Origin of the sequence: Tunicatimonas sp., from assembly GCF_049647865.1 — a bacterium.
In the GTDB taxonomy this organism is placed as follows: Bacteria; Bacteroidota; Bacteroidia; order Cytophagales; family Cyclobacteriaceae; genus Tunicatimonas.
Genome location: NZ_JBARYM010000391.1, coordinates 1 through 11554, shown reverse-complemented (window position 1 = coordinate 11554; position 11554 = coordinate 1). Strand labels below are relative to the sequence as shown.

10 protein-coding genes are annotated in these 11554 nt (G+C 46.6%); 4 read left to right on the top strand and 6 right to left on the bottom strand.

The window, feature by feature from the left end; translation table 11 throughout:
- The 4 genes from WBA23_RS11745 to WBA23_RS11730 all read right to left on the bottom strand — a co-directional run.
- Positions 1–610, bottom strand: a 610-nt coding sequence (locus WBA23_RS11745; RefSeq protein WP_424582471.1) for a Gfo/Idh/MocA family protein, incomplete at its 3' end; no start/stop codon positions are given.
- 75 nt (positions 611–685) lie between these two features.
- On the bottom strand, positions 686–1219 hold the full coding sequence (locus tag WBA23_RS11740) for a YfiT family bacillithiol transferase (RefSeq protein ID WP_424582470.1): 534 nt from the start codon (positions 1217–1219) through the stop codon (positions 686–688).
- A gap of 130 nt (positions 1220–1349) precedes the next feature.
- Complete coding sequence (locus WBA23_RS11735; RefSeq protein ID WP_424582469.1) at positions 1350–1883, bottom strand: nitroreductase family protein; 534 nt, start codon at positions 1881–1883, stop codon at positions 1350–1352.
- Positions 1884–1986: 103 nt separating this feature from the next.
- Complete coding sequence (locus tag WBA23_RS11730) at positions 1987–3669, bottom strand: DUF5060 domain-containing protein (protein ID WP_424582468.1); 1683 nt, start codon at positions 3667–3669, stop codon at positions 1987–1989.
- Positions 3670–3783: 114 nt separating this feature from the next.
- On the opposite strand from WBA23_RS11730, the gene WBA23_RS11725 reads away from it, so the two are divergent.
- Together WBA23_RS11725 and WBA23_RS11720 are read left to right on the top strand one after the other, a co-directional pair.
- Positions 3784–5907 carry a bifunctional aldolase/short-chain dehydrogenase gene (locus tag WBA23_RS11725; protein ID WP_424582467.1) on the top strand — a complete coding sequence of 708 codons (2124 nt, stop codon included), beginning with the start codon at positions 3784–3786 and terminating at the stop codon, positions 5905–5907.
- A gap of 52 nt (positions 5908–5959) precedes the next feature.
- A complete protein-coding gene (locus tag WBA23_RS11720) occupies positions 5960–6295 on the top strand; it encodes a DUF3291 domain-containing protein (protein WP_424582466.1) in 336 nt (111 codons plus the stop codon).
- Between the two features lie 22 nt (positions 6296–6317).
- On the opposite strand, the gene WBA23_RS11715 is transcribed toward WBA23_RS11720, so the two are convergent.
- Complete coding sequence (locus tag WBA23_RS11715; RefSeq protein WP_424582465.1) at positions 6318–7133, bottom strand: aldo/keto reductase; 816 nt, start codon at positions 7131–7133, stop codon at positions 6318–6320.
- Positions 7134–7255: 122 nt separating this feature from the next.
- Here WBA23_RS11715 and WBA23_RS11710 point away from each other — a divergent pair, with 122 nt between their 5' ends.
- Complete coding sequence (locus tag WBA23_RS11710; protein ID WP_424582464.1) at positions 7256–9742, top strand: TonB-dependent receptor domain-containing protein; 2487 nt, start codon at positions 7256–7258, stop codon at positions 9740–9742.
- A 271-nt stretch (positions 9743–10013) separates the two neighbouring features.
- On the top strand, positions 10014–11084 hold the full coding sequence (locus WBA23_RS11705; RefSeq protein WP_424582463.1) for a hypothetical protein: 1071 nt from the start codon (positions 10014–10016) through the stop codon (positions 11082–11084).
- 130 nt (positions 11085–11214) lie between these two features.
- Here WBA23_RS11705 and WBA23_RS11700 read toward each other — a convergent pair.
- Positions 11215–11554, bottom strand: a 340-nt coding sequence (locus WBA23_RS11700) for a toxin-antitoxin system YwqK family antitoxin (RefSeq protein WP_424582462.1), incomplete at its 5' end; no start/stop codon positions are given.

Below are 11554 nucleotides of genomic sequence, written 5' to 3'. Positions count from 1 at the left end.
CCAGAAACTCTTGGTTCACCCCAATTTCCTTAGGCCCCGGGTGGCCATCGTGCACCACAACCTTACGCAAATCACCGATCGCATTCTCTTGGTGGACCAGCCGGTAGGCTTCATGGTTGCTACCGTACCAAGTCGTTTCGTAATTGGTGAGCAGATGGATATTGTGTTGCCGAGCGAGTTTGGCCATTTGCTGAGCATGATCCATACTTACCGCCAGTGGTTTTTCTACCATCACGTGAATACCCCGGGGAGCGCAGGTTTCCACCACACTCAAATGATCGTAAATAGTATTGAAGGCCGTGACCGCTTCGGGCTGGGTTTCGTCCAGCATTGTTTCCAGGTCATCGTACACTAAATCCATAGCGTAGCCGTGCCGCTCAGCGTACCGTTGGGCCAGTTCCCGATTGGGTTCTACAATTCCCACAATTTCGATATCGCCTCGGTCTGGCGAGACCCGGTTTGGCGAGACCCGATCTTCTCTTCCTAAAATCTGATGAACGTGAGAATGAGTTAATCCTACTACGCCCACCCGAAGTGGGTTAGAAGAAGGTGACTGCGCTCGACTTATTGATATACTCACTACAAACAGAAGAAGACAAATCCATTTCATAAAACAAGTTTACAAAGATTATCGCAGTAAAACGTATCCTTCACCACAAATTGAGCTAGGGTAAACAGGCACTATCTACCAGTTCATGCGATTTTTCAATGATTGAATGTGGGCTACGTGATGCTGACCGTGCCAGGCGTAGAGTGCCAGCATGGTATCTAGCCGAATCGGGTTGCGCATATCAGGGTGGATTAAACTGTGGGCGTAATCCTCATCGTTCATGGCTCGAAGTAACAGCAACCAGCGTTGGTGCAAAGCTTCTAACAACTGAAGCGAAGGTCCAACGGGGGCAGAAGATGCATCGGGAAGTTCGCCCCAGCGGTCTTCAAAGTAGGCCTTTATTGCAGGTTGGTCTTCGGTAAGGGCCCAGCGGTAGCGGATGTAACTGTTGGCGTGGCTGTCGGGCACGTGGTGTACCACTTGTCGTAGCGTCCAGCCACCTTCTCGGTACGGGGTATCTAGTTGCTCATCAGTTAGTCCGGCAACTACTTTTCGCATAGTAGCCGGAAGTCGCTCAATTTCATTTAAGTATTTTTCTCGGTCTGATTTGGTAACTTCCTCCGGTGGTGAAAATTGTCCGATTGGGTAGCGTAAGGATTCGTCAGTCATGATGGTGTTATAGTGTTTGAGTGCGGAGTGTTATAGTACTCAGGATGTTATGAATTAGGGTTTAGGCGACCACCGCGGGGTATTCAAAATTAACTAACTTACGTAAACACCATAACACCATAACACCTTATCATTTCGGCCAAGTACCAGCAAAAGCAAACTCGCCTACTGCTTTTCGGGGTTTGTTGGGTCGTTCTTCGTTGCCTAAATATCCGATAGCCATCATCGCCACGGGATCAAACTCATCCGGAATACCAAAAACTTCGCGGGCTTTATCGGGGAAGAATCCAGCCATCTGATGGGCGTACAAATCAAGTTCGGTAGCTCTAAGCAATAAAAACCCAATGGCGGTTCCGGTATCGTGCCAGGCGTGGCGATTGGGCTTTTCGTTTTTACTAAAGTGCTTCTTCGCTAAGCTCAGTATTAGTACCGGTGCCCGTTTGGCCCACTCTTGATTGTTCTCGTTGATGCAGGAAAATAACTGTTGATACGCTTCGGGTTGGTCTTGGGTAGCGTAGATGAACCGCCACGGCTGCTCGTTGTAGCTGGAAGGAGCGTGTCGGGCCGCTTCAAACAGATGGTTCAACTGTTCTGAGCTTACCGGTTTTTCGGAAAAATGATTAGGACTGTACCGCTGTTTAATTAAGGTATCTAGTGATTTCATAAATTATTGATATCGTAATGCAGAAATATATACGTAGCTAACGGGAAAGCAGGGGATAGAGGTTACGGTTTTTGAAGCTGTCTAAAATGAAGTAGATTATTATCTACTCACTTTCCTGCTCGCGAGATAGCCACAGAACCCAGTCGCCTTCTGCCGGGGCGGTAAAAGTGGTGGTCTGCTGACCCGATACGTTGGAGCCGTACGACCAGCTTCCGGTGTCGGGATCAAACCAGCGTACCGAGAAATCATTTTTTGGTAGTGATAACGTTACCGTGGCGGCTTCGTTTTTGGGGTAGTCATTTTGGGGAGTATCGCCACTGGGGTTGGCCAGATAAATCAGATATTCGGATTCATTATGAATGCATTTATTCTGAAAGGCATTTCCGCCGACCAAGTTATCATTGGGTTGCATTCCAACTAAGTTTAGCCCCGACTCCTGAAAAAATTGATGGATGTGCCGGAAATCGTGCCCTCCCTGAAACAGAATGCCCGAGCGGTTAGCATCGAAGTAGCCCGTAACGCCTTTGTCTCTACCTTCGTGCGGTTGGTACCGCGGCAGTACATTTTTATCGGGGCCCTCAAACTCTGAGCCTAGGTAGGGATCGTAGGTTTTTAAACCCCCGTAAGTTGCGTGTCCTCCCGAGAATAGTGAAGCCCACATCAGCCGTCGGAAAAAATAACGCGGATGAGCCGGTGCCCGGTATAGCTCGTAGCGGTCTTCGTCCAGCACGGCGGGTTGTTGCGTTCTAGCTCGGTATTCTAAGATCAGTTCACCGTCTACTTCATCCAGACTTTCTAAAGTAACTATATCCGACCAGGATTCTTCCGCAAAAGCGTAGCCATCGAAGCGAGATTGGTGATTGGTAATCAGCGTGCCCCAAGGTTCTCGCTCGTGGTAGTCTTGTCCCATCCGGTTGATCGTTTGATAGTAAACTTCTCGTCCGGAGATAGTCGCCACCGTATCCGCTTTAATTTTGCGGTCGTTCGTCATGGCCCACTGAATATTGGGAAAAGCCGACCAGCGGGCCTGAGCGTAACGGGCGATCATTTGAGAAACTTCGTCACCATCTCCGTAGCGACGGATCATCTCGGTGTCTTCGGCGTGGGGCATCAGTTGAAAAATAATTTGCGGATGATTCTTCAGGGCGTACAGCAAGCGGTGTTCAATTTCCTTCCAGACAAACAGCGATAGGTCGCGATTGTTGGGCATCAGTAGTTCGTCTACCTTGCCCCGCGACATGGCAAACCAGGTTCGGATTTTAGTAGCTCCCATCTCTGCGGCCTGATCGATGTATGCTTGCCAGTGCGGTTCGGTCGGCACTACGTAGCGATAGCCTGTGTCGCCAATATGTAAAAACCACTCACCGTTATCGTAGGCAAACTGGTACGGATCATCCGGATGTATCCGCAGCTTTCCCCGGAAATTCGAAGGTTGCACTTCAAACGTTCCTTGCTGATTATCCAGTCCCGGGTTATTGGAGGCAGATTGCCACTGCCATGTCCCTTCCGTATCGCAGTACGCCCGGGCGCGGTAACGGGTGCCCCCGTCGTAAAAACCATCAACCGCTACTTTTGAGCCACCGGGCCGGATGAAGGTAATTTCCAGATTTGTGTCGTAATAGGGATTTTGTTCGGTAGGAGTAGCATCTAAGGCAATTTCGTACACGCCTCGGTGGTGGGCTTGCTGGCCGCTTGCAACCTGAGACGGACTATCAAGTTGAGCTTTGGATATACTACTACTTAATATTCCGAGTAGCGGTAGTAAAAAATGTAGTAGATGATTCATTCTTTTAAGGAATAGAAAGTGAGTACAAGATAGTACAGGACGGCATTTTCACCTTATATGTTGTATTTTTACTCCTATATATCAACATTTTTTCTTTTACCAAAAATACCTTCTATGGAAAGCGCAAACACTAACTTTAAATACGTTGACTATCTGTGGGATGATGAAAAAGCTAAGTCGCTAGAAGGCGATGAAGTAGCTCTACTACTCTACCGCTCTAATATATTAGGAGCTGACCTCCGAATCACCAACTACGGGGGCGGCAATACCAGTTGCAAAACTATTGAAAAAGATCCACTAACCGGCGAAGATACGGAAGTAATGTGGATTAAGGGTTCGGGAGGTGATATTGGATCATTGACGCGTAGTGGACTGGCTGGATTGTTCAATGAACGCTTACACGCATTGAAGAATCGTTACCGAGGCTTGGAGCACGAAGATGAGATGGTCGGGTTGTTCTACCACTGTTTATACGATCTGGATTCACGCGCGCCCAGTATTGACACTCCGCTACACGCTTTTTTGCCTTACAAGCATATCGATCACCTGCACCCCGATGCGCTAATTGCTATTGCCGCCGCTAAAGACGGGAAGCGCATCAACGAAGAGCTGTTTGAAGGACAAATCGGCTGGGTGGATTGGCAGCGACCAGGCTTTGATTTGGGATTGCAACTGGAGAAGTGCATTCAGGATAATCCTGGTATAAGAGGAATTACGTTAGGTAGTCATGGTCTGTTCACTTGGGCGGATAACGCCTACGACTGTTACATGAATAGTCTGGAAATTATCGAAAAGGCATCACACTACATTGAAGAACACGCCGGTAAAGATCGTCCGGTGTTCGGCGGAATGAAAGTGGACTCCCTGCCGGAAGTAAACCGGAAGAAGCAAGCCGCTGAGTTAGCTCCTACCTTGCGAGGCCTGTGCTCCAGTCATCAACCCATGATTGGACATTTTACCGATAACGATCGCGTGCTGGAATTTATCAATAGCGAAGACTTATCGAAGTTGGCCCCAATGGGAACCTCTTGCCCCGACCACTTTTTGCGAACCAAGATTCGCCCGCTCGTACTGGATTTTCTTCCGGCTGGCGCCGATTTATCTGATGCTAAGGCTATCCGGGAACAGATGCATGGGGCCTTTCAGGAGTACCGTAAAGAGTACGCCGAATACTACGAGAACCATAAGCACGATGATAGCCCCGATATACGCGACCCTAATCCGGTAGTAATTCTTTGGCCGGGAGTGGGTATGTTTACGTTTGCCAAAAACAAGCAAACTGCTCGGGTAGCCAGTGAATTCTACGTAAACGCCATCAACGTAATGCGGGGTTCAGAAGCTATTTCGAAATACACTTCGTTGCCACTTCAGGAGGCATTTAATATTGAGTACTGGTTGCTAGAGGAAGCCAAACTGAAACGGCAGCCCCCCGAGAAGCCACTATCGCGCAAAGTAGCCCTGATTACGGGTAGCGGCGGCGGTATCGGGAAAGCCATTGCCGAAAAGTTTGTGCAGCAGGGTGCCTGCGTTATTCTGTCCGATATGGATCAGGATCGATTGGAGGAAGCTCGTAAAGAATTTACAGAGAAATACGGTAAAGATTCGGCTATCGGAGCGCAGTTAAACGTCACTAAGCCCGAAGATATTCAGCAGTCTATCCAAGCTGCGGCACTGGCTTTCGGAGGTGTCGATATTCTGGTGAATAATGCAGGATTATCTATCTCTAAAACCCTGGAAGATACTTCGGAAGGGGACTGGGATTTGCAGCACGATGTGATGGTAAAGGGGCAGTTCTTGATGACCCAAGCGGCCGTAAATATTATGCGCAAGCAAGGTTTAGGGGGAGACGTGGTAAATATTGTCAGTAAAAACGCGCTGGTTTCCGGGCCGAACAACGCGGCCTACGGAACGGCGAAAGCTGCTCAATTGCACCTGTCGCGCTTGCTGGCAGCGGAGCTGGGTAAAGATAAAATCCGGGTAAATGTGGTTAACCCCGACGCGGTGATTCAGGGTAGCAACATCTGGGCCGGAGGCTGGGCCAAAGGACGAGCCGAAGCCTACGGAGTTTCAGTTGAGGAACTACCCAACCACTACGCCAAGCGCACGCTGCTCAACGAAACCATCGTACCGGACGATATTGCCAACGGAGTGTTTGCCTTAGTAGGAGGCTTAATGAATAAAAGCACCGGAAATGTATTAAACGTCGACGGCGGTTTAGCCACCGCATTTGTACGCTAACTATAATTAAAATACCCGCAGCTTAGAATTTGCTGCGGGTATTTATTATTCTATGAAAGTTACCGTTACATCCATAAAGCTAAAAGGGCCTTTTAAATTCTTCGCACTATCGGCTCAGGCGTTGAAAATTGCCCGGCAACTAAAAGCGACCAATTGCCGAGAGTATAAGAAACGAGGCTTCTGGACAACTCACTACACCATGACCCTGTGGAACAGTGAAGCGGAACTCAAACAGTTCGCTCAGAGCGATGCCCACCTTCAAGCCATGAAAGATAGTGCCACAATTGCCCGCGAGATTCGTACTTACACCTACGATGCTGACCATCTACCTGATTGGCCCGCAGCAATTCAGCTACTACTCTACAAAGCTAAAATCACACGATTTTAATCGAGTCAACTTCATTGATAGTTTAATCATCCCAAACGGGTGCAAAATGCGGATTGATAAGTCGGTGATTTTTGCTCAGCGAGTGGATATGATCCATCTCCTCATCGGTTAGCGAAAAGTTGAAGATATCTAGGTTCTCGGCTCGGTGTTCGTGACTACTAGCTTTAGGAATGGCCGCTACGTTATCTTGCTGTACCAACCACCTCAGCGTGATCTGCGTAGGTGACTTTCCGTACTTTTTCCCTAAGTTAACTAAGTTTTGGTCCTGTAGTACTTCACCCTTAGCAATGGGAGAATAGGCCGTTAACATGAGATTATGTTCCCGTACTACATTGAGTATCGCACTCTGCCCCAGGTAAGGATGGTACTCGACCTGGTTGCAAACGATAGGAGCTATTGATTTCGCTTCTTGCAGTAATGAAGCCGGAAAATTACTTACTCCAATTAAACGCGTTTTTCCTTGCTGCTGCAATTCCATCAGTGTTTCTAAGCACTCCTCCAAATTCATATCATCCGAAGGCCAATGAATGAGCGTTAGGTTCACATAATCCATTTGTAACTTCTGCAAACTGTCCTCCAGCCCAGCGGTAATTCCTGACCGGGTAAGGTCGGTATGCCAAATCTTGGTAGTGACGAATAAATCGTCTCGGTCAACAGATGCATCGCTGATGCCGTAGCCTACATCTTGCTCGTTGTCGTACATCTTGGCGGTGTCAATATGGCGGTAACCCAGTAAGATAGCATCGGCTACGGAAGTACGGCAGGCTTGTCCAGTAAGACTATAAGTACCCAACCCTAAAGCTGGAACTCGTTCCTGGTTTATATCAATATAGATCATGGATAGTAAATAGTTAAATCAGTGGTTAAAAGTTTTACAACTACTTAACACAAAATTAACCGACAGGTTTGGGCACTATTTAGATTTAGTCTAAATTTGAATCCCAATTCTAATTAGCTTCTATGATTCAGCACCTGTACCACGTTACTTTACTATTCATTTTTCTCCCTTTACTTTGCTTCGGACAATACGAGGTGACGGGTAAAGTTACCTTAGCCAATCAAAATCAACCCCTTTCCGGCATCAATATCTATATTAAAAATTCCAATTTGGGAGCTTCCACAAATAGTCGGGGCCAATTTATCATCCCTTCGGTACCCACGGGCGAATATACGCTGGTGGCTTCAGCAGTAGGATTTCTAACCACGGAGCAGACCATTGAGGTGAACAGCAGTCCGCCTAATCCCATCCAAGTTTCGCTATCGGAGCAGATTATGGATTTACCCGAAGTAGTAATTCAGCACATCTCTATGACGGGTGGGAAAAAAGGAATTGGCGAAATTCCTGGTTCAGTACACTATATTTCTCCTCAGGAGCTAGAGCAATTCAACTACACTGATATCAACCGGATTCTGCGGACCATTCCGGGCGTGAATTTGCAGGAGGAAGATGGTTTTGGCTTACGACCTAATATTGGTTTTAGGGGCACCGGAGTAGAACGCAGTTCTAAGATTACGGTAATGGAAGATGGAGTACTGATGGCCCCCGCTCCCTATGCTGCTCCGGCAGCTTACTATTTTCCTACCGTAGGCCGGATGCAGGCGATTGAGATTATGAAGGGAGCCAGCCAGATCAAATATGGCCCGTACACCACCGGAGGGGCGATCAACTTTATTTCTACCCAAATTCCGCAGGATTTTTTGGGCAATATTCAAATGGTGGGTGGTAGCTTTGGTCAGCGCACCCTGCACGCCAATGTGGGGGATTCTTACGGAAACGTAGGCTTTCTGGTAGAAACCTTCCAATTAGCTTCCGATGGCTTCAAAGGTTTGGATAATGGTGGAGATACCGGGTTTAACAAGGAAGACTATCTAGTGAAATTTCGGGTCAATACCGATGCTGACGCCCGGTTCTATCAATCGCTATCGCTTAAGCTAGGGTACACCACCGAAACCTCTAATGAAACTTACTTGGGCCTCACGCAAGAAGATTTCGCGGCTGATCCACTGCGTCGCTACGCTGGATCTCAGCGCGATGTGATGAATACTGAACAGCGTCAACTTCAGTTGCGCCACGCTATTTCACTCACCCCGCATCTGGATGTAACTACCACTTTTTACCGCACAGACTTTAGTCGCAATTGGTACAAATTGGATAAAGTAAAGCCTTCCGAAGAGGCTGATGAAGTTAGTATTGCCAGCTTGCTGAATAATCCTACGGCGCATCCCGAAGCCTACGCCATTATTACCGGAGCTAGTAGTTTGAATGACGATGCTCTGCAATTGAAAAATAACAATCGTAGCTACTACGCCCAAGGAGTTCAGTCAACGATTGGTTACGATTTCGTAACGGGTACCGTGGCCCACGAGGCCGAGTTCGGCATTCGCTACCACGAAGATCAGATTGACCGCTTTCAGTGGGTAGATAATTACCGAATGGATAACGGAGTGATGGAACTAACCCAAACCGGAACGCCTGGTACCGAGAGCAACCGCATTGAGACTGCGCAAGCATTAGCACTGTACTGGCAGCACAAGCTTACGCTGGGAAAACTAACGGTCACCCCGGGCCTACGTCACGAATCTATTAACATTCTGCGGGAAGATTTTGGTAAGAATGACACTAATCGTGATCAGATAAACGACGATGACCCAGCGACGAGCGACTTTTCAGATCGAACGAACACGGTGCAGGTTTGGCTACCTGGTATTGGTCTGGATTACGAATTTACTTCCGCGTTGAGTAGCTTTCTTGGTATTCATCGGGGCTTTTCGCCACCCGGTTCAAGAGAAGGCACCTTGCCCGAGAAAAGCGTCAACTACGAGCTAGGATTGCGCTACCATAGTGGGCCACTAAGCACCCGGGCGGTTTACTTCTTCAACGACTACGCCAACCTACTGGGCAGCGATTTGGCCGCTGCCGGTGGGGCCGGAACCACCCAGCAGTTCAACGGGGGCGAGGTGAATGCTCAGGGGCTAGAACTAGAAGTTCAGTACCAACTCATCAACAATCCGGACGCGCGTATTGCGCTGCCGTTCAGCTTAGCGTATACCTACACCAACGCTACTTTCCAAAACAACTTCGAGAGTGAGTTTGAACCCTGGGGCACGGTGACCATTGGCGATGAACTGCCCTACTTAGCGAATCATCAACTAGCCATACAACTCAGCTTACAAAGCCAAAGGTTTGATGTAAACCTTAGCACGCGCTACCAAAGTGGTATGCGAACGGTAGCCGGACAAGAAACACTCACCAATGATAATTCTTTGGCAGGTTACTTAGTCACCGATATTAGCACCAACTATCGTCTCAATCGCTACATTACGTTCTTCGGCAACGTGACCAACCTAACCGACGAAATGTACGCGGTAGCCGCCCGCCCCGCTGGATTACGTCCTGGTATGCCTCGGGCTTTCACCTTGGGTATTCGGGGTAGGTTGGCGAGATAGTGAGTACGGGAGAGTCAAATTGACTTTTGCTATATGAACTACGTTTATATTTAGGGGTACAATCTATTTTCAAAATTTATCCGTACGAACTGATTTTAGTCCCCCAAGATATATGAAAAATAAACGTACTGCTGCGTTTATACAGTTGTTACGTAATAGGGTTTGAAGAGATAGTCGTTTAAGAATAAAAAAAATGAGTGAGTTTCAGTCTTATGAATTCTACGCGATAGATAAGCCTCTAAATTCAGAGAGTTTAAAATCAATACGCAGCATGTCAAGCCGAGTTCAGCTATCACCCCAAAAAGCAGTATTTACTTATAGTTATAGTGACTTTCGTTATGACGAAGAAGAAGTTCTAATCGATTATTTTGACTTTATGGTATATCTGGCGAATTGGGGGAGTAAAAGACTAATGATGAAGTTCCCACCGGAGCTAGTTGATTATGAATTTTTAAGAAAATACAGAATCAGTGTTCTTTCCAGTTACAAACAAGATATACGAGTCTTTAAAAAATCCGGATTCGTTCTTCTTGACGTGAGCTACACCGAGGAAGAAGGTACAGGATGGATAGAAGAAGGTAGCTACGGATATGATCTCCTAAATATCCGCACGGAAATAATGAAAGGAGATTACAGTTCCCTGTTTATAATATGGCTCAGGTTTCTAGAAGATTTGTACACGAGCGAAGAATTTGATTTAGATTACAGCTTCGAGTCAAGTTTGATACCATCAAATTTGTCAAAATCAAATCCGAGCGGTCACGCGGCTAGAGAATTCTTCGAAGTAAATCAAGATTGGCTCAATGCAATGAGCTCTTATAGTAAAAGAGAGGATGAAGAAAAAATAAATTATGAACAGAAAATTCTGAATATGCCTGAAGATAGGATGGTAGAGTATATTCGAATGATATTGAGCGATGAGCCAAATCTTAAAGTTAAATTGGTCAAAGAGATAAAGGGTGGTAATGTTAGTGAAAGAAAAAGTCAATTTGACCGGACAAAATTGGTCGAGGTGGGAGAAAAAGTCTCAAAAATAGAGCAGTTTAGAAAGGAAAATGAGCATAAGGAAAAGACCCGTCAAGAACTAGAAAGAATGACTGAAATTCGCCAAAATCAAGATCAGATAAAGATGGTAGTAACGGAAAATATTGATCAAGGGAATAGGAAATTTTACAAGATTGCTATATCTAAAATTATGGAATTAAGGGATATGAATGATTACTTTAGTACCCAGGAACATTTTGAGGCGTTTTTAAATGAGATTACTTCAAAATACTCACGGAAATCATCGTTTATTAGAATGCTAAAAGAAAGTGGCTTTTCTATAGATCAAGACTCTTAGTGGGCAATAATAAATTGGATGAGATTATCTTATCTACGACAGAAATCATAGTAGGGCAGTTGCAATCATTAAAAAAGAAATTGGGAAAAAAGAAGCCGCCCGCAAACCAACCTGACGGATGTATTAACCACTAGCGCGGCTGCTTTTCTTTTTCCAGTAACTCTCCTTGCTCGTTGTAAGATTTCCAGGTGCCGGAAGGCTCGCCGCCGTCGTACTTGCCCTCCTCTTTAAGCTCACCATTTTCGTGATACGCACGATAATCACCTTGCGGTACTCCAGCGTAATACTCGGTTTCGCTCTTGAGCTGACCGGAGGGATAGTAGGTTTTGGTAGTTTGGGTTCTTCGGCCGTTTTTGAAGACCTCCATTCGCTGTACCTGGCCGTTTTCGTGGTAGTAAGTAGCTGTATCGTTAAGTTTTCCTTTCAAGTAGAATAGATCTTCCTGCAACTGCCCAGACAGATAGTAGGCT

Bases quoted from the DNA above. Each gene is read 5' to 3' on its own strand.
- WBA23_RS11740 (WP_424582470.1), bottom strand. From the start codon at position 1,219: ATGACTGACGAATCCTTACGCTACCCAATCGGACAATTTTCACCACCG.
- WBA23_RS11725 (WP_424582467.1), top strand. From the start codon at position 3,784: ATGGAAAGCGCAAACACTAACTTTAAATACGTTGACTATCTGTGGGAT.
- WBA23_RS11710 (WP_424582464.1), top strand. From the start codon at position 7,256: ATGATTCAGCACCTGTACCACGTTACTTTACTATTCATTTTTCTCCCT.
- WBA23_RS11735 (WP_424582469.1), bottom strand. From the start codon at position 1,883: ATGAAATCACTAGATACCTTAATTAAACAGCGGTACAGTCCTAATCAT.
- WBA23_RS11730 (WP_424582468.1), bottom strand. From the start codon at position 3,669: ATGAATCATCTACTACATTTTTTACTACCGCTACTCGGAATATTAAGT.
- WBA23_RS11705 (WP_424582463.1), top strand. From the start codon at position 10,014: ATGTCAAGCCGAGTTCAGCTATCACCCCAAAAAGCAGTATTTACTTAT.
- WBA23_RS11715 (WP_424582465.1), bottom strand. From the start codon at position 7,133: ATGATCTATATTGATATAAACCAGGAACGAGTTCCAGCTTTAGGGTTG.
- WBA23_RS11720 (WP_424582466.1), top strand. From the start codon at position 5,960: ATGAAAGTTACCGTTACATCCATAAAGCTAAAAGGGCCTTTTAAATTC.